This window comes from Parabacteroides merdae ATCC 43184, assembly GCF_025151215.1.
GTDB lineage: Bacteria > Bacteroidota > Bacteroidia > Bacteroidales > Tannerellaceae > Parabacteroides > Parabacteroides merdae.
The window spans coordinates 794,537-813,883 of the sequence record NZ_CP102286.1 but is presented as its reverse complement, the minus strand read 5'-3'; the positions used below and the strand labels follow the sequence as shown (position 1 = coordinate 813,883).

13 protein-coding genes are annotated in these 19,347 nt (G+C 45.6%); 7 read left to right on the top strand and 6 right to left on the bottom strand.

Annotated features, from left to right (window positions below; translation table 11 throughout):
- Positions 1–17 precede the first annotated feature (17 nt).
- A complete protein-coding gene (locus NQ542_RS03220) occupies positions 18–2,138 on the bottom strand; it encodes a M3 family metallopeptidase (RefSeq protein ID WP_005639023.1) in 2,121 nt (706 codons plus the stop codon).
- Positions 2,139–2,719: 581 nt separating this feature from the next.
- Between NQ542_RS03220 and NQ542_RS03215 the strand changes: the two genes are divergently transcribed.
- Complete coding sequence (locus NQ542_RS03215; RefSeq protein ID WP_005639018.1) at positions 2,720–3,661, top strand: NAD(P)H-dependent flavin oxidoreductase; 942 nt, start codon at positions 2,720–2,722, stop codon at positions 3,659–3,661.
- A 118-nt stretch (positions 3,662–3,779) separates the two neighbouring features.
- On the opposite strand, the gene NQ542_RS03210 is transcribed toward NQ542_RS03215, so the two are convergent.
- Both NQ542_RS03210 and NQ542_RS03205 read right to left on the bottom strand, forming a co-directional pair.
- Positions 3,780–5,030 carry an efflux RND transporter periplasmic adaptor subunit gene (locus NQ542_RS03210; RefSeq protein ID WP_005639016.1) on the bottom strand — a complete coding sequence of 417 codons (1,251 nt, stop codon included), beginning with the start codon at positions 5,028–5,030 and terminating at the stop codon, positions 3,780–3,782.
- Between the two features lie 35 nt (positions 5,031–5,065).
- A complete protein-coding gene (locus tag NQ542_RS03205) occupies positions 5,066–6,400 on the bottom strand; it encodes a TolC family protein (RefSeq protein WP_005639014.1) in 1,335 nt (444 codons plus the stop codon).
- A 332-nt stretch (positions 6,401–6,732) separates the two neighbouring features.
- Here NQ542_RS03205 and NQ542_RS03200 point away from each other — a divergent pair, with 332 nt between their 5' ends.
- The 6 genes from NQ542_RS03200 to NQ542_RS03175 all read left to right on the top strand — a co-directional run bounded on the left by NQ542_RS03200 (position 6,733) and on the right by NQ542_RS03175 (position 15,412).
- Positions 6,733–8,088 (top strand): sigma-54-dependent transcriptional regulator, encoded by a 1,356-nt coding sequence (locus NQ542_RS03200; protein ID WP_005639010.1) that lies wholly within the window; start codon positions 6,733–6,735, stop codon positions 8,086–8,088.
- Positions 8,088–9,407 carry a sensor histidine kinase gene (locus NQ542_RS03195; protein WP_005639008.1) on the top strand — a complete coding sequence of 440 codons (1,320 nt, stop codon included), beginning with the start codon at positions 8,088–8,090 and terminating at the stop codon, positions 9,405–9,407. The genes NQ542_RS03200 and NQ542_RS03195 overlap by 1 nt, the downstream gene beginning before the upstream one ends.
- 174 nt (positions 9,408–9,581) lie before the next feature.
- The gene (locus tag NQ542_RS03190; RefSeq protein WP_005639006.1) at positions 9,582–10,835 is read left to right on the top strand and encodes an Nramp family divalent metal transporter; all 1,254 of its coding nucleotides are present in this window, start codon (positions 9,582–9,584) and stop codon (positions 10,833–10,835) included.
- A gap of 402 nt (positions 10,836–11,237) precedes the next feature.
- Positions 11,238–12,980: a glutamine--tRNA ligase/YqeY domain fusion protein gene (locus NQ542_RS03185; protein WP_005639001.1), complete on the top strand. Its 1,743-nt coding sequence runs from the start codon at positions 11,238–11,240 to the stop codon at positions 12,978–12,980.
- A gap of 78 nt (positions 12,981–13,058) precedes the next feature.
- A complete protein-coding gene (locus tag NQ542_RS03180) occupies positions 13,059–14,501 on the top strand; it encodes a tetratricopeptide repeat protein (protein WP_005638999.1) in 1,443 nt (480 codons plus the stop codon).
- A 2-nt stretch (positions 14,502–14,503) separates the two neighbouring features.
- A complete protein-coding gene (locus tag NQ542_RS03175; protein ID WP_005638997.1) occupies positions 14,504–15,412 on the top strand; it encodes a DUF368 domain-containing protein in 909 nt (302 codons plus the stop codon).
- A gap of 82 nt (positions 15,413–15,494) precedes the next feature.
- Here the strand turns inward: NQ542_RS03175 and pgl are convergent, their stop codons facing one another.
- The 3 genes from pgl to gnd form a co-directional block, all read right to left on the bottom strand.
- Complete coding sequence (gene pgl, locus NQ542_RS03170; RefSeq protein ID WP_005650079.1) at positions 15,495–16,196, bottom strand: 6-phosphogluconolactonase; 702 nt, start codon at positions 16,194–16,196, stop codon at positions 15,495–15,497.
- A 15-nt stretch (positions 16,197–16,211) separates the two neighbouring features.
- Positions 16,212–17,681 (bottom strand): glucose-6-phosphate dehydrogenase, encoded by a 1,470-nt coding sequence (zwf, locus tag NQ542_RS03165; RefSeq protein WP_005638992.1) that lies wholly within the window; start codon positions 17,679–17,681, stop codon positions 16,212–16,214.
- A 168-nt stretch (positions 17,682–17,849) separates the two neighbouring features.
- Positions 17,850–19,322 (bottom strand): decarboxylating NADP(+)-dependent phosphogluconate dehydrogenase, encoded by a 1,473-nt coding sequence (gnd, locus tag NQ542_RS03160; protein ID WP_005638990.1) that lies wholly within the window; start codon positions 19,320–19,322, stop codon positions 17,850–17,852.
- Between the last annotated feature and the right edge of the window lie 25 nt (positions 19,323–19,347).

The following is a 19,347-nucleotide window of genomic DNA, read 5'->3' as shown; positions in this document are numbered from 1 at the left end:
AATATCTGATTATAAGATTATTTAAGACCTCTGTTCTTCAATAAAGGCTCCGTGTCCGGTTCCTTACCTCGAAAATTTTTGTACATATCCATACCTTCATCAATACCGCCCGGAGACAAAACGTATGTACGAAATTTGGCGGCCACTTCGGGACTGAAGATGTCCCCCGTTTCTTTAAACGCCTCGAAAGCATCACAATCCAGCACTTCCGCCCAAATGTAGCTGTAGTAGCCAGCTGTATAACCACCTTCCATCGTATGACCGAAATATGTGCCCCAATAACGAGGAGCAATCTGCTTCAACAAACCTCGACCATACATAGCATCTAATTCAAACTTTTCTATATTCAAATCCACCGGAACCTCTTTCAGAACATGATAGTCCATATCCAACAAAGAAGAAGCCACATATTCAGTTGTTGCAAAACCTTGTCCATATCTACCACTCTTCACTATTTTATCGACAATAGCCTGCGGGATCACTTCGCCTGTTTCATGATGCTTGGCATAAACTTTCAAGACTTCCGGTTCGAACACCCAATGCTCCATTACCTGCGAAGGAAGTTCAACGAAATCACGGGGAACACCAGCCACTCCATTATAATGGACATCAGCAAAAAGTCCATTCAAAGCATGTCCGAACTCGTGGAAAACAGTTTCAGCCTCGTCAACACTCAACAAGGCAGGCTGTCCATCTGCCGGTTTACAGAAATTAAACACAGTCGTCACTACCGGAGTTATGCGCTTACCATCCTTATACGTTTGGTCGCGATAACCACCACACCATGCTCCACCACTCTTTCCCGGACGAGTAAAGAAGTCCATATAAAGTACACCTAAAGATGTACCATCCTTGTCCTTACATTCGAAAACCTGGGCATCCGGATCGGGAAGCGGCATGTCCTGCAACGAAGTAAAAGTGATGCCATACAGTTTGTTCGCCACATAGAAAGCACCTTCCCGGACATTGTTAAGCTCCAAGTATGGACGAACTTCGTTTTCGTCCAAGTCAAATTTCGCTTTCTTGGCTTTTTCGAAATAATAACGCCAATCCCAGGCTTCCGCTTCGAAGTTACCACCTTCTTTCTTAATCTCGGCATTGATATCCGCCAGCTCTTCCTTCGCTTTTACAAGAGCGGGAATCCAGATCTTGTTCAACAAATCGTATACATTCTTTTCATTCTTCGCCATGTTTTCTTCCAACACGTATGCGGCAAAGTCTTCATAGCCCAATAATTTGGCTTTTTCCAAACGGGCGACAACCAACTTCTTGATTACATCCTTGTTATCGTTTGCATTATTGTTATTGCCACGACAAACATAGGCTTTATAGATTTTCTCACGCAAAGCACGATTGTCGGCATATTGCAGGAAAGGCATCACACTCGGATTATGCAATGTGAAAACCCACTTTCCATCCAGTCCGGCCTCTTTAGCTGTAGTAGCGGCGGCGGCAATCAATGTTTCAGGCAGACCGGACAAGTCTTCTTTCTTATCGACCACGAGCTGGAAAGCATTCGTCTCCTTTAACGAATTTTGTCCGAAAGTCAGTTCTAACATAGAAATCTGTTCGTTCAGTTTACGAAGCTCCGCCTGTTCGTCGGCATCTAAGTTAGCACCGCCCCGGACAAACCCTTTATAAGTTTCTTCAAGCAGTTTCTTCTGCTCCTTATCCAAGTTCAACTTCGCCTGATTCTCATATACAGACTTCACACGGGCAAAAAGTTTCGGATTCAGGCTGATATCGTCACTATGTTTGGAGAGCAATGGTGAAAGTTCCTGTTCAAGAGCCTGAATCTCGTCGTTTGTGTTGACACTCGCCTGACCGCTGAAGGCATAAGCGACCTTCATAAGCAATTCTCCACTACGGTCCAGTGCAACAATCGTATTCTCAAAAGTAGCTTTGTCCGGATTGTTTACGATCGCCTCTACTTCTGCTGTTTGTTCCTCCATTCCTTTTAGGAAAGCAGGTTTGTAATGTTCAACTTTGATTTGTTCAAAAGGAGGAACGCCGAACGGTGTCGTGTACTCGGTAAAGAATGGATTCACGGCGGAAGTATCAACTCCATCACTCTTCTTTGATGAGTTGCATGCCCCTAAAACAACTGCAAGTCCAGCAGCCATAAGTGTTTTATTCATATTTGTAATTATTATTTGTTCTTGGTGTAAAGGTATGAATTAAACTAAGAGCCTGTTTAAATTTCCCCGAAATAAATTTTGCATAGCCTTCATCAGCCAGCTTTATCCTATTACTAGGATTAATTTGAAAAACAACTGTCATACTATCACTAATTTCCTTTTATCAATTGAATATCAATAGACACAAGCAATGATAGTAGGTATGATGGATGCCGATTCCATCTATCATACTATCATTAACTGCCTGTCCGATATTTTTCTTCATATGACTTATTTTCAATAACATAATAAGATAAGACCATTGACACCCGGGTCTCGATATCATTCACACTCGGGTGTCAAGACCGTTCACATCCGGGTGTAAAAAGCCTGTAAACGGGAATCTTCGGCACTTTTTCTGCCTGTTTGAAGCAAAATAAGTCACGTATTTCAACAAAAAAGACGGTATCTCCTACAGAAAAACATCCTCAATAGCTTTTACTTAAAACTTGCGACAAGTTACAAATATAGCTATAGATGATAAGAATAAGCTACATATTTTATTAATATTGCAGTCTATATGTACTAAATAAAAGATAAATATGAATAGAATTTGCCAACTTTTCGGTATTCAATACCCTGTTATTCAAGGCGGAATGGTTTGGTGCAGCGGATGGCGGCTGGCCTCGGCAGTCAGCAACGCAGGTGGTCTCGGCCTGATAGGAGCCGGCTCCATGCACCCTGAGGTTTTACGCGAACATATCCGTAAATGCCAGTCAACCACCGACAAACCTTTCGGAGTGAACGTACCCTTGATGTATCCGGAAATCGACGCTTTGATGAATATATTGGTGGAAGAAGGTGTGAAGATTGTTTTCACTTCAGCCGGCAATCCTAAAACTTGGACAGGCTTTCTAAAAGGACACGGGATAAAAGTCGCCCATGTCGTCAGCAGCTCCAAATTTGCTGTCAAATGTGAACAAGCCGGTGTCGATGCTATCGTTGCTGAAGGTTTTGAAGCTGGCGGGCATAACGGGCGAGAAGAGACAACGACTCTTTGCCTGATACCTGCTGTACGCCGTGCCACGACTCTCCCATTAATTGCTGCCGGCGGTATCGGAACAGGTAACGCCATGCTGGCAACTTTCGCTCTCGGAGCCGAAGGGGTTCAGATCGGTACCCGTTTTGCCCTGACAGAAGAAAGTTCCGCACATGAAAACTTTAAACAATTGTGTCTCAACCTGAACGAAGGTGACACGAAGCTCTTGTTGAAAAAACTTTCCCCCACCCGTTTGGTGAAAGGAGAATTCACTACAGCTGTCGAAGAAGCCGAAGCCCGTGGGGCTTCCGCCGAGGAAATGAAAGAACTGTTAGGAAAAGGCCGTTCCAAGAAAGGTATTTTCGAAGGAAATCTTCAAGAAGGCGAACTGGAAATCGGACAAGTCGCATCCTTATTCCGTGAAATGCAGACCGTGTCCGAAGTCATGAAAGAAATCATGGAAGACTTCCGCAAAGGAATGGAAAAGATACAACTGGCGTTATAGGTCAGGACACAAAAGTTTTTTCAACGTCACTTCTGCTCTATCATCTGCAGAAGTGACTGTTCCATTTGTCATTGATTTCTCGCTCATGTTCGGTTACAATCGGTTCATTCGGTAACCACTATTCAAGTACCAGCACCTCGTTGTCCTTATAGCTTTCATAGCTGGAAACTATTACCTTTTCACCCGCTTCAAGGCCATCGATGACTTCGTAATATTGCGGGTTCTGGCGACCAATCTTGATCTTGCGGCGATATGCTTTCTTGCCGTCTTTGTCAAGAACGAATATCCAGCTACCTCCTGTGCTCTGAAAAAAGGTTCCACGCGGGATGATGATACTTTCTGTCGGCTGTCCAAGTTCCAGATTAATGTAATAGGTCTGTCCGCTACGGATATTATCTGGGCGTTCACCGGTAAAGACGAAATCCGTACGGAACTTACCGTCTCGCACTTCCGGATAGACTTTGCGTACGTTCAATTCAAAATCCGACCCCTGACGTTCGAATGTTGCGGACAATCCCTTTTTCACGCGGTCGATATAATGTTCATCGATCAAAGCTTCGATCTTGTAGTCCGACAAATCGTTTATTTGTCCGATCTTCTGTCCGGCCGAAACATTTTGGCCCAACACGACATCCAACAATCCCAATTCACCGTCAATCTGCGAGCGGACATTCAAATGTTCCTTGCGTTCATGAACCAAAGCAATATTTTTACGCATATTAGACAAACTAGTTTCCATTTCGTCCATCTGGATCGTACGAGAGATCGAATCCTGACGCAAACGTTCCACAACCAAGTCATATTTCTTACTTGCCAACTCAAAATCTTCTTTTGCTTTCAGGAATTCTTCCTTTGCAATCAAGTTTTCTTCATACAACTTTTTCTGCTGGTTATAAGCACGACGGTAGCGTGTCATGTCGACATCCAGCTGTGCTTTTTCCAATTGATTGTTCAATTTGTCCTGTTCCATCGTCACCTGTGTATTACGAAGAAAGTTCTGCTTTTCCGCCAACTGTGCCTCAGCATCCAAGATCTGCAGGTCGAGATTTGAATTGGAAAGACGAATAATCACATCCCCTTTCTTCACCTGTGCCCCTTCTTCCACTACTTTTTCCTGCACGATACCACCTTCTTCCGGGCTGAGCTGCACAACCGTAATGGGCTGTACCTGACCGTTCACACGAACGAAATCGTTAAATTGCTCTTTCGTTACATTCCCTATATTGACACCGCGGGCATCCACTTTCAATGTCGAAGCGTGATCACCGAAAACAATCCATCCCACCAAAATCAAGAAAAAAGCACCACCTGCTACATAAGGAATATGCTTCTTTTGAAAACCTTTCTTTTTTTCTAATTGTATATCCATGACTGTATGTTTTTTTATTTTTTAATTCTTGATTTTTAATTCCCAATCAACGGTTGTCCTTTATAGTAATCAACCTGACGGCACTTCATTATGTACAGCAAACGCCTCTGTAAAAGATCAGCCTTTGAGTTCAACAAAATCGTCGCATTTGTCTGCACATCGAGTGGACTCATCAGTCCTTCCTCAAATTTACGCAGGGTTATCTGATAAGCCAAAGCATCGGCCTTTACTTTCTTCTCCATTTGGATCGTTTCTTTAGCATAGCCCTCCCGATCGAGAACGGCTTGCTCTACATCTTTCTGCAACTGACGAAGTGTTTCGGTTTGCTTTTCATAAGCAATCCGGACATTGTTGCGGGCACGGCGCATATTGGTAATCCGAGACAAGCCGTCAAAAAAAGGAAAACTAAAACTAAAATAAATATATTCCCCACGGTTATTTTTAAACTGGTTTTTAAAAGCAACGGGAGCGTTTTCCGATTTCAGATTTTCAAAATAACTGGTACTGATTCCAGCTTCGACGGAAAGAGTCGGAAGTAATTTTCCTTTTGTTATCAAGTAATTCATTTTACTAGCTTTCAATTGAAAAGCGGCCTGCAAAGCAGTCGGATTATTTGCCATAGCATAATCTTGAATGGCACTGACAGATTCCTCGGTCAACATATCCTGTACGGGAGGAACAACCGTATCGACATCAAGTGCCAAATCCGACGGATAGTTCATCGCGTTCTTCAAGGTCATCATCGCCGTATTATAAAGGTTCTGCTGATGCGTCAGATTGTAATCGTCACCAGCTACCTGCGATTCGATCTGGGCAACGTCTGCCTTCCCTTTCAAACCCAATTCTTCCTGGCGACGCGTTTTGTATAAAAGACGCTGGCTGTCTTCCAACTTTTCAGAACACATTTTCACCAATCCCTGATAATAGACAACCGTAATAAACGCATCCATAATGCTGATTGCCAAATCATCTTTCTGCTTCTGCAAATCATTTCTCCCCATATAGCGATTCACATTTGCCAACCGCCATTGGTTAATCAACTGCCCACCTCTGAAAAGCGGCAAAGAAGCGTATACCCCATAACCGTTATTAAAGGTGGAAGTGTTTACATAGGTATTCGTTTCCGGGTCTACAGAGCGTCCGAATCGGTACTGAGCGTCTACTTGTGTACTTATCGAAGGCAAAAAAGAGGCTATGGCGGACTGATGTTCAGCCTTGTATGTATTATTGGTATAAAGCTGCTGCTTTACCTTCGGACTGTTCTCCACTGCATAGCGCATGCAATCGTCCAAACTCCATATTTTATTCTGCGCCATTATCGAGGCTGCCAGAGCAAAAGAAAGTACTGTTGTAAATATAATTCTTTTCATTGCTATATTATTTTCTACCTGATAAAATGCAAAGAGCGTGCCAAAACAGTCAAAACATTATATCACAACATGTTAACAAATTCAGTACTTTTACCAAGTGTCAAAAAATTAGACAATACTGTAAAAGAATTAGACAATGACCGTCATCCGAGCAGGGTTCTATTCTGCTCGGATAAGTTCGATAATGGCATAAAGATAGTTGGGCATATGCCCTAATTAATAATTAGTGGCAGACAAAAACAAGACTACCAGTAAAACAACAAAATTTCTTTTAAATTATCAGTTACTCAGCAGAACAAATTATCTTTGCAGCAGACATACAAGAAAAACAGATGACAAAACAAGGCACTATACTGGTAGTTGACGACAACAAAGGAATCCTTACCGCAGTACAGATGCTGTTAGGCACTTACTTCGAGAAGGTGATCACGATCTCTACTCCCAATAAAATAAAAGCCACACTGCATGATGAAAATATTGATGTGGTTTTACTAGATATGAATTTCAGTGCCGGTATCAATACCGGCAACGAAGGGTTGTTCTGGCTTTCGGAAATAAAAAAGGAAGATGCTTCGATACAGGTCGTTCTTTTCACGGCCTATGCGGACATCGACCTTGCCGTACGGGGAATCAAGGAAGGAGCGGCCGATTTCGTGGTCAAGCCCTGGGATAACGCCAAACTGCTGGAAACATTGAAAACGGCCTATAATATCCGGACGGCAAACCGTAAAGGCATTTCGATCGCCACAGACAAACTCGTCGTTTCCAAAGAAAGCGGAATGTTTTGGGGGGAAAGTAACGCCATGCAGCAACTTCGTTCCCTAATTGAAAAAGTAGCCCGGACGGATGCCAACATATTGGTGACTGGGGAAAACGGGACAGGTAAGGAGATGCTTGCCCGCGAGATCCATCTACTTTCCAACCGGAAAAAGGAGACATTGGTCCCAGTCGATATGGGGGCCATCACGGAAACTCTTTTCGAAAGCGAACTGTTTGGACATGTCAAAGGTGCATTTACCGATGCTCGGGCAGACCGTCCGGGGAAATTCGAGGTTGCCAACAAAGGTACACTGTTTCTTGACGAGATAGGAAACCTCTCCTACCATTTGCAAGCCAAATTATTGACTGCTTTGCAACGCCGTAGCATCGTCCGTGTAGGAAGCAATACGCCTATCCCGGTCAATATTCGCCTGATTTGTGCCACCAACCGTGACTTACAGGAAATGGTACAGAAAGGAGATTTTCGCGAGGATCTGCTCTATCGTATCAATACGATTCATGTGGAGATACCGCCACTCAGAGAACGACCGGAAGACATCGTACCCCTTACCGAAATATTCCTTTCCAAATATACCAAGATATATGGAAAAACAGCCATGTGTCTCAGCCTGGATGCCAAAGAGAAGCTGAAAGCGCAACCTTGGTTCGGGAATATCCGGGAACTCGAACACACAATCGAAAAAGCCGTCATCATTGCCGAAAGGAGTGTGTTGGACGGCAACGATTTCGATTTTCCACGGGCGAAAAAAAAGCCGGTGACAAAAGAGGCGACAACCTTGGAAGAGATGGAATATAACATGATTAAAAACGCGATGGACAAGTATAGTGGAAATTTGTCACTTGTTGCAAGCCAGTTAGGTATTTCCCGCCAGACTTTATACAACAAGATTAAACGATACGAACTATAATGTTGTTGAAAGGACTTTACCATAATTTCTATCTCCGTATTGCTGTTTTCATACTTCTGACAATAGCCGGTACTTATTTAGTTCTCCAGCAGGAATGGGTGTGGTTTGTCCCGATCTTATCCGTGTGGTCCTTCTTCCTCAGGTTAGTCCTGCTGTCCGACAAGCGAAACGCCCAAAAGGTAGCTTTCATGTTCGATGCGATAGACAACAGTGACTATGCTTTCCGATATGCGACACGTGGACGCTCGTCGAACGACAAACTGGTTAGCGAATCGCTTAACCGCATCACGCAGATTCTTTTCCAGGCCAAAGCGGATGCCGCCCAGAAAGAAAAATATTACGAACTGATTATGAACTGCGTCAATACTGGTATTATAGTGCTCGATGACAACGGTGTGATTTATCAGACGAACAACGAGGCTTTGCGCTTGCTCGGACTAGCCGTCTTTACGAATGTACGCCAGCTTGCTCGTATAGACGAGAACCTGAAAACCGTCATACAAAACATCCAACCTGGCGACAAACATCAGATATCTTTTACCAATGAACGTGGCAACGTTCACCTGTCTATCCGTGTTTCGGAAATGACACTACAGGACAAACATGTACGCATTTTAGCAATTAACGACATTAATAGTGAGCTGGACGATAAGGAAATCGATTCATGGATTCGCCTGACACGCGTCTTAACGCATGAAATCATGAATTCAGTCACTCCTATCACATCTCTAAGCGACACACTTCTCTCTTTGCACCAAAACGCGGATGACGAGATACGCAACGGGTTGGAAGTAATCAGCACAACAGGGAAGAGCCTAATTTCTTTTGTGGAGTCATACCGTAAATTCACGCATATTCCGACGCCGGAGCCCACTCTATTTTATGTCCAGAAATTTGCGGAACGCATGGTAAAGCTGGCTCGACATCATACTAATTTTCCCAACATTACGATCAACGTCAGTGTAGAGCCTTCCGACCTGATCGTCTATGCAGACGAGAATTTGATCTCGCAAGTTGTCTTGAATCTGCTGAAAAACGCCATGCAGGCAATCGGTTGCGAGCAAGCGGATGGTCTAATCGAAGTAAAAGCCTATTGTAACGAAGAAGAAGCCGTCCTGATTGAAGTCAGCAATAACGGGCCTGTTATTCCGCAAGAAGAGGCCGAACACATTTTCGTTCCATTCTTTACCACCAAAGAGGGCGGCAGTGGCATCGGACTATCCATCTCCCGTCAGATCATGCGCCTTTCGGGAGGCAGCATCGCCCTGAAGAGCGCACCGGCCGCCAAACGGACAACATTCGTACTGACATTCCCCTAAAAGGGAAATAATCAGCCGATAAAAATTATCAATTATCATAAACATTTCCACCATTAAATATTTTATATCTTTGGATGGTAAATGAGAATTTATCGGTGTATAATATCGTAGGCTTGCCTTATTTGTTAGTTCACTGATGAATCATCATGCACAACAATAACATAAACTATTAATATGAACATATTAGACAAACTCAAAATCAACCACCGTCCGAGTGCCGGCGCTTTGGACCTGTTAAAGTATATCGGGCCAGGATTACTTGTTACCGTAGGTTTTATCGATCCGGGGAACTGGGCTACCAATCTGGCTGCGGGCTCCGAATTCGGTTATGCCTTGCTCTGGGTTGTCACATTTTCTTCCATCATGCTGATCATCATCCAGCATAATGTCGCCCACTTGGGGATCGTGACTGGACTTTGCCTTTCGGAGGCAACCAACAAATATATGCCACGCGTACTGAGCCGTCCCATCCTGATCTCCGCCATGCTGGCCAGCATTTCGACCTCGCTTGCCGAGGTGTTGGGAGGTGCCATTGCTCTGCGGATGCTATTCGGAATGCCAATCAAAGTAGGCGCAGTCATCGTGACGGTTGTCTGCCTCGGAATGTTACTTACCAATACGTACAGCAAAATAGAACGCTGGATTATCATGTTCGTCTCAATCATCGGACTTTCGTTTCTCTATGAGCTGGCATTAGTAGACGTACAATGGGAAGCAGCCATCGAAGGATGGATAAAACCGACTTTCCCGGAGAACTCCATGCTAATCATCATGAGTGTACTGGGAGCCGTTGTCATGCCCCACAATTTGTTTCTTCACTCGGAAGTCATACAGAGCCGCGAATGGAACCTTGAGGACGAATCGGTGATCAAAAAACAATTGAAATATGAGTTCTACGATACACTGTTATCGATGGTTATCGGCTGGGCGATCAACTCTGCCATGATTATACTGGCAGCAGCAACCTTCTTCAAACAGAATATTGCGGTAGACGAACTGGACCAGGCACAACAGCTATTAGTACCATTGGTCGGAAATAATGCAGGTATCATATTCGCCGGAGCACTCCTGCTGGCAGGTATTTCCTCCACAATCACCTCTGGAATAGCCGGAGCATCCATCTTTGCAGGGTTATATGGTGAAGCTTATAACCACAAAGACCTCCATTCCAAATTAGGAGTCTTGTTGTCGTTCATCCCAGCCCTGCTTATCATATTTGTCGTGGGTGATCCGTTCAAAGGCTTGATCTATTCGCAGATGCTGCTAAGTATACAGTTACCAATCACAGTTTTTACACAAGTTTACCTGACATCCAGTAAAAAAGTGATGGGCAAATTTGTGAATTCACGATCCACAACGATCATTTTAGTCACTTTAGGAGCACTTGTAACCTTCTTAAACATTGCGCTTCTAATAAGCCTGATTTAATACAATAACCCTAACCTAAAGACAGCGAGGAAATCCATACAAGTGCATTTGTAATTCCATGCAAGTGTAATTACTGTTCCATGCAAGTGTATTCAGATATCAATACAGACAAAAACAAGTGCTTTTTCAACCATCAAAAACAACAATAAGTCAAATAATAAATTTCTCCAAAACTCGGGTTTTGTCGGAAAAAACTCCCCCAAAACGGCATTTAAGTACACAAAGAAAAGAAAAGTAAAGTAAAGAAAAGTAAATCTCTCTCACTTCGTTCGAAAAGAGAAATGCGTGCGAGAGCTCTTCCCTTCTGAAAAAACAGGACAAAAGAAAAGTTGCAAAACAGTTGCATTCCGGCCTTTATTTCACTATCTTTGCAAACTTTGAATAGACAAATTAACTACAAAGATGAGCGATATCAAAACAAACGAAGAAGAAGGTAAAAAGAGCTTGAACTTCATTGAAGCAATGGTGGAAAAAGATTTGGCGGAAGGCAAAAACAAGGGACGTGTGCAAACACGCTTCCCGCCCGAACCAAACGGATACCTGCATATCGGACATGCCAAAGCCATCTGTCTGGATTTCGGCATTGCACAAAAATATGGAGGTGTTTGCAACCTACGCTTCGACGATACCAATCCGGTAAAAGAAGATCTGGAATATGTGGACGCCATCAAAGAAGACATCGAATGGTTGGGTTACCACTGGAATAACATATATTACGCATCCGACTACTTCCAGCAACTCTGGGACTTCGCTATCCAGTTGATCAAGGAGGGAAAAGCATACATCGACGAGCAGACTTCCGAACAGATCGCCTCCCAGAAGGGGACACCGACACAACCGGGAACAAACAGTCCCTACCGTGACCGCCCGATCGAAGAGAACCTGGAGCTGTTCCACAAGATGAACAGCGGCGAGTTGGAAGAAGGTTCGATGGTATTGCGTGCCAAGATCGACATGGCAAATCCAAACATGCACTTCCGCGACCCGATCATCTACCGTATCGTCAAGACTCCGCACCACCGTACGGGCGACAAGTGGAAAGCATACCCGATGTACGACTTTGCACACGGACAGAGCGACTTCTTCGAAGGTGTCACTCACTCGTTGTGTACACTTGAATTTGTCGTGCATCGTCCGTTGTACGATCTGTTCATCGACTGGTTGAAAGAGGGCAAGGATCTGAACGACAACCGTCCGCGTCAGACGGAGTTCAATAAACTGAACCTAAGTTACACGCTGATGAGCAAACGCAACCTGCTGATCCTTGTAAAAGAAGGCTTGGTACACGACTGGGACGATCCCCGTATGCCGACAATCTGCGGTTTCCGCCGTCGCGGTTATTCACCGGAAGCAATTCATAAGTTCATCGACAAGATCGGCTATACCACTTATGATGCACTGAATGAATTTGCGCTACTGGAAAGTGCCGTCCGCGAAGACCTCAATACTCGTGCAACCCGTGTATCGGCCGTGTTGAACCCGGTTAAACTCATTATCACCAATTATCCGGAAGGGCAAGTGGAAGAGATGGAGGCGATCAACAATCCGGAAGATCTGTCGGCAGGTAGCCATACGATCGAATTCAGCCGCGAGCTGTGGATCGAACGGGAAGACTTTATGGAAGATGCTCCGAAGAAATTTTTCCGTATGACTCCCGGCCAGGAAGTTCGCTTGAAAAACGCTTATATCGTAAAATGTACAGGCTGCAAGAAAGACGAGAACGGCGAGATTACGGAAATCTATTGCGAATACGACCCGAACACCAAGAGCGGAATGCCGGACAGCAACCGGAAAGTAAAAGGTACGCTCCATTGGTTGAGTTGTGCACACTGTCTGCCGGCAGAAGTCCGTCTATACGACCGCCTGTGGAAAGTGGAAAACCCGCGCGACGAGATGGCGGCTATCCGCGAAGCAAAAAACTGCTCGCCTTTAGAAGCAATGAAAGAGATCATCAACCCGGACTCCTTGAAAGTATTGACAAATTGTTATGTCGAAAAGTTCCTGGCAGACTCCAAACCGCTCGACTACCTACAGTTCCAGCGTATCGGCTATTTCAATGTAGATAAAGATTCTACAGTCGATAAATTAGTCTTCAACCGCACAGTATCCTTGAAAGATACATGGAGCAAGGTAAAAGATAAATAATATCCCAATGGGATAATGTGCCAATGGAAGAATGCAATTGCATTGGCATATTGGCACATTGATTAACAATTATATAGTATGAAGAAAAAAGATATTTCACGCCTGTTACAACGTTATCTGACCGGCCACCAGGAAGGTAAGGACGCCTATTTTGATGCCGATGAAATCGATGAACTGTTGGACAGTTTTGAAGAATCTGATGATTATACTTACTATGATGAAGTCCTGGCTCTAGGGCTACGGCTTCATCCCGGTAATCCCGATTTGCAGATCAGGCAATGCAAGTCGTATGTCTACAACGAGGACTATGACAGTGCGCTCGCTCTGATCGAATCAATAGCTGAAACCGACAATCAAGATCTCGACATGCTGCGTCTCGAATGTTACGTCATGCAAGATTCGTATGACAAAGTAATCGGACATGTAGAAAAACTCATCGCCAACAAATGCGAGTATTTAGAAACGCTATTCGAATATATCGCACCAATCTTAGGGGATGTGGAAATGACTAAGGAAGCACACGATTTCATCAATCGCGGACTTATGCTTTTCCCGGACAACCTGATCCTGAAAGACGAGCTTTGCTATAATTTAGAAATAGAGGGCGATATAAAAAGAGCGATCGAGGTCTGTAACGAACTGATCGACAAGAACCCCTACTCCAACGACTACTGGTTCACTTTGGGTCGCCTCTATTCCATCAGCGGAGACTATGAGAAAGCGATCGAAGCATTCGACTTTGCCCTCACATGCGACGATTCGAACGAAGAGTTGAAGATTCTGAAGGCCTATTGCCTGTACATGAACGAAAATTACGAGAAGGCAATCGAGGTATATAATGATATTGCAACGACCGACGATATCCACATTCGCATCACTCCCCTGCTTGCCGAATGCTACATTAAGCTGGAGAACTACGAAAAGGCTTATGTTTTGCTGAAAGAGCTACTAAGACAGAACCGTCAGCTGAAAGATTCAAGCATTTATATCAATTATATCCGATGTTGTGTCGAAACAGGACGTGACAAAGAAGCCTCTGATGCCCTGATGCAAGCGTCCAGGCTATTCCCGAAGAATATCCGCATCCTTTCCTTACTGGCCCTTACATATCTGGAAAACGGAGACGAACACAAGGCTATGGAAGCAACTGAACGCCTTTTCACCGCCCTCGACCAAGTGGAAGACAAGCAGCAAGAAGACTTCGAGAGCTTATACCGTGCCGGCCAATATTTGTTTATGAAAGGAGATATTGACAAAGCCTTACAATACTATAAGAAAGTGTTGGAAGGCAGTCCGGAAATGCCTTATATGCATCTTCATATGGCAATGGCATATCTGGCAAAAGGAGATATGAAACATTTCGGTGAGCACTACAGGCAGACATCTCCCGAAGAATTGCTCGATTATCTAAAAAATGCCGGGCTCAGTTATGAAGGGATAATCGAGCGTATCGGCAGCAAACATATTCCACCGGAAGACCTGGTGAAAGAATTCCTCAAGAATAAGGATAATAATAATTAAACATGAAAAGAAATCTAAAAGACTACGGCCTCTTAGTTCTAAAAGGCATGGGTATGGGTGCGGCAGACGTCGTGCCTGGCGTATCAGGCGGGACCATCGCCTTCATTGTCGGAATCTATGAAGAGTTGATCGACTCGATCAAAAGCATTAACGGAGCCAGTCTCAAACTGCTTTTTACCGGAAAAATCGCGGCATTCTGGAAAGCAATCAATGCCAACTTCCTGCTATCCATCATTGCAGGGATCGGGATCAGTATCTTCTCATTGGCAAAAATCATTACCTGGCTGTTGACAGACCACCCTATTCTGGTCTGGTCCTTCTTCTTCGGATTGGTACTTGCTTCCACCTGGTTCGTTTCCAAAGATATCAAGAAATGGGATTGGAAAACGATCCTGAGTTATATCATCGGGATCGTTATTGCATTCTACATAACGGTTGCGACACCAGCCGAGACACCTTCCAACCTGTTCTTTATCTTCCTTTGCGGAGCGATAGCCATCTGTGCCATGATCCTGCCGGGTATATCGGGTAGTTTCATTTTAGTGCTGTTAGGCAAATATTTTTATATCATGGAGGCGGTAAAGACATTCAATATTCCCGTAATGTTAGTGTTTATCTGCGGTGCGGCAATCGGTATCACCAGTTTCTCCCGTGTGCTTTCGTTCGCTCTCCGCCGGTTCCACGACATTACGATCTCCGTATTGGCCGGTTTTATGCTCGGTTCGCTAAACAAGGTTTGGCCCTGGAAGGAAACGATCGAGACTTATACGGACAGCCACGGCATTGTAAAGCCTTTAGTCGAAGCCAACATCATGCCGAATCAACTTGTTTGGGAAGCTGTCGGCCTGATGGTTTTAGGCTACGCCATCGTTTACTTCTTGGAAAAGCTCTCGATGAAAACATCGAAATAATAAATTACAACAAAAAAAGAGGTTCAGCAGCATCATTTTTTGCAGTTGAACCTCTTTTTTATTCTCACTCCACCCCACCTTATCATAAAGTCGTGTATACAAACGCCTCTACCGCATGAGTAAGGATATAGGCGGCAGGCGTAGGATGGGTTGCCGAATAGCCTTTTTTCAGCTCTTCGAGCATCTCTTTCTTTCCCGTCCCCAAGACCGGGACCAGCAACGGCGAATCGTTCAGGATCAGCGGGCCGGTCATCGTGATACGGAACTGATGGGATTCGGGATGTTGGGAAACGGCGTAATTACGGCTGTCCGTCAACAGCGGCAAGGTATCCGGAAAAATGGACGCAGTATGCGCATCACCTCCGATACCCAAGATGATGCAATCAAAATAGGGCAATTGCCCGTGCCGGGGCAGATACTCTTTCACGACACGCGAATAACGCATCGCTTCCGTACCAGGTTCCACTTCTCCATGAATGCGGTGCACATGACCGACGGGTATATGCAGCGGCTTGAACAAAAGCTCGTTTGCATGTCCATAATTACTGTCCGGGTCAGTTGGCGGAACACATCGTTCATCGACCCAAAAGAAACGGATCGCATCCCAGTCGATCTTATCCTTATATTCATCCACCCAAAGAGCGAACATCTTCTGTGCCGTCCCTCCTCCCGACAAAGCGAGGTTGAAAGGCAGGCCGTCATCTTTCCGGTCCATATACCGGACAAGCTCTCCGGTCATTGCCCGGAGGGCCTCTTTATCATCTTTAAAATTCTCTATGATCATAATCATCCTTTTTTATCATTGACAACTTTGGCAAGGGCAATCCTTCGGTGTCATCCCCAACTTGGCCTTTTCGATCGGGCCGTCTTCACCGGGGGCGTAGAAGAACAGGTTCTTCGCACCCTCCTCCTTCCAATGATGAAGGATCGGGTCGATCAGCCGCCAGCTTGCCTCCAAAGCGTCGCTACGGGCATACAAAGTCGAATCGCCCAACATGGCATCGAGCAACAGGCGTTCATAGGCATCGGGCAGATAGTTCTTCGAAAGCGAATCATAGCGAAAATCCATACCCACCTGCTTCACCGTGAAACCGGCTCCCGGCATTTTCAGACCAAACTTCAGCGTGATGCTCTCGTCCGGTTGGATACGGATAATCAGTTTGTTGCAGGAACCTCCCGAACATTGTCCGACGAAAAGCTGGTGAGGAGTAGACTTGAAGTTCACGACGATCTCCGAACTCTTTTCCGGTAATTTCTTCCCAGTAAAGATATAGAACGGGACATCGCTCCAGCGCCAGTTATCGATAAACATTTTCATAGCGACGTACGTCTCCGTAGTGGAGTCAGGCGCCACATTCTTCTCTTCCCGATAGCCGTCGTACTGGCCACGCACAATCAGGTTGTCCATATCATGCGTCTTATACGGACGCAAAGCGCGGAACACCTTCACGATCTCGTCACGGATCGGCTCCGGGTCAAACACCGAAGGCGACTCCATCGCCGTAAATGCCATCAGTTGCATCAGATGGTTCTGGATCATGTCGCGCAAAGCCCCCGCCCCGTCATAATATTTCCCGCGATTCTCCACGCCAAGTGTTTCCGAGGCACTGATCTCGATCGAGTCGATGTAATTACGGTTCCACAACGGTTCGAATATGCCGTTGGAGAAACGGAGAACCAGGATGTTCTGCACCGTCTCTTTCCCCAGATAATGGTCTATACGGTAAATTTCCTTCTCATCGAAGATATGGATGAGATGCTTGTTCAGACGTTCGGCCGATTCGAGGCTCGTTCCGAAAGGCTTCTCCACGATCACGCGGCGCCAACCGTCCTCGCTTCCGGCAACATTCATCCCGTTTTCTTTCAGGCAGGTCGGGATCAACTCGTACATCACCGGCGGCGTGGCAAGATAATAGATGATCTTGTCCGGCAACTGCTGCTCTTGCCGTAACTGATGGATACGATCTTTCAGTTTATGGTATCCGGCGGAATTAGTCGAATCGAACGCAAGGTAAAAAACACGGCGGAGGAAACTGTCCAGTTCGACATCGTCCACCTCCTTGTTCTTCAGGGATTCCCGGATATGCACCTTTTCGAAAGCGCGGTACTCGTCATCCGTATATTCCGTACGGGCCGCCCCCAAGATGCAGAAACGTTCCGGCAATAAGCCCCGAACGTGCAATTCGTAGAGCGAGGGCAAGAGCTTCCGCCCCGTCAGGTCGCCGGAAGCTCCGAATATGACTAATAATTGATTGCTTGCTGTTTTCATTTGCTTTTTTAATTTAATGATGTCAGAACTTTCCGAAAACCTCAAAAATCATTTTTTAAAGCAGCGGAACTCCCGAAAGCCCCAAAAATCATTTTCGAGGGTGGCAGAACTCTACGAAAGCTTCAAAAACTATTTTTGAGGTTTTCGGAAAGTTCCAAAACAGTAGAATCAGACGCTATACGTGCCCGAAACCGTATTGCCTCCTTCCCCAGTCCAATTGGTGTGGAAGAAATGACCACGTTCGCGATCGGTACGTTCATAAGTATGGGCTCCAAAATAGTCGCGTTGAGCCTGAATCATATTCGCTGCCGAATACAGCGTGCGCAACCCATCAAAATAGTTTAGAGCTGAACTCATGGCAGGCAGGGCGACACCGCTCAGCGCACCTTCGGCGACAACCCGGCGCCAGGCAGGAAGAGCCTCCTGTATCTTAGTGTGGAAAAAGTCATCGAAGAGCAGGTTTTCCAAGTCCGGGTCCTTCCGGTATGCCTCCGTGATCTTTTGCAGGAAGACGGAACGGATGATACACCCCTTACGCCAGATGCGGGCAATCGTCCCGTAATCCAAATCCCAACCATAATGCTCGGAAGCGTGGCGAAGCAAGGAGAATCCCTGTGCATAGGAAATCAGCTTGGCTGCGTATAGTGCCTGACGGACGTCTTCAATTGAAAGTTGAGCGTTGTCTGATAACTTTCCACTTTCCACTTTCAACTTTCCACTATAAAGGCTTGCCGCCTTTATTCGTTCGGGATACAAGGCCGAGAGCAAGCGGGCGTAAACCGCTTCGGTGATCAACGTCAGCGGATCATTCTCGTCCATCGCCGCGATCGCGCTCCATTTGCCGGTTCCCTTCTGTCCGGCGACATCCAATATCTTGTCGAGCAACGGTTTTCCGTCTTCGTCACGAAAACGCAGAATATTGGCGGTTATCTCGATCAGGAAACTATCCAATTCTCCTCCGTTCCATTCGTCAAAGACGACGGCCATCGCATCGTTGTCCAATCCTTTCCGGTTTTTCAACAGCGAATAGGCTTCGGAAATAAGCTGCATATCCCCATATTCGATGCCGTTGTGCACCATCTTCACAAAATGGCCGGCTCCCCCCGCTCCGATCCACTCGCAGCAAGGCGAACCATCGTCCAACTTGGCGGAAATTCCCTGCAAGATGTCTTTCACCAGCGGCCAAGCTTCCACCGAACCTCCGGGCATCACAGACGGGCCGTGCAAGGCTCCTTCCTCGCCTCCCGAAATTCCGGTTCCGACGAAATAGATCCCTTTCTTTTCCAACTCCTTCACACGACGTTCCGTGTCGTGGAAGTCAGAATTGCCTCCGTCGATAATTACATCGCCAGACGAAAGGAAAGGGAGCAATTGCGAGATCAGCTCGTCTACAGGACGCCCCGCTTTGACCATCATCATGATGATATGAGGACTTTTCACCGAGTCGACCAATTGTTCGATCGAATGCGTTCCGATAAAACGTTTGCTTTTGCCCCGGCCATTGATAAAACGGTCTACGACTCCCTCTTCGCCGGGTACGCTCCGGTTATATACGGCAACCGTGAAACCTTTGCTCTCCATATTGAGCGCCAGGTTCTCGCCCATCACGGCAAGCCCGATCAATCCTATATTTGCTTTCATATTTCAGTTGTTTTTATGTTGAATT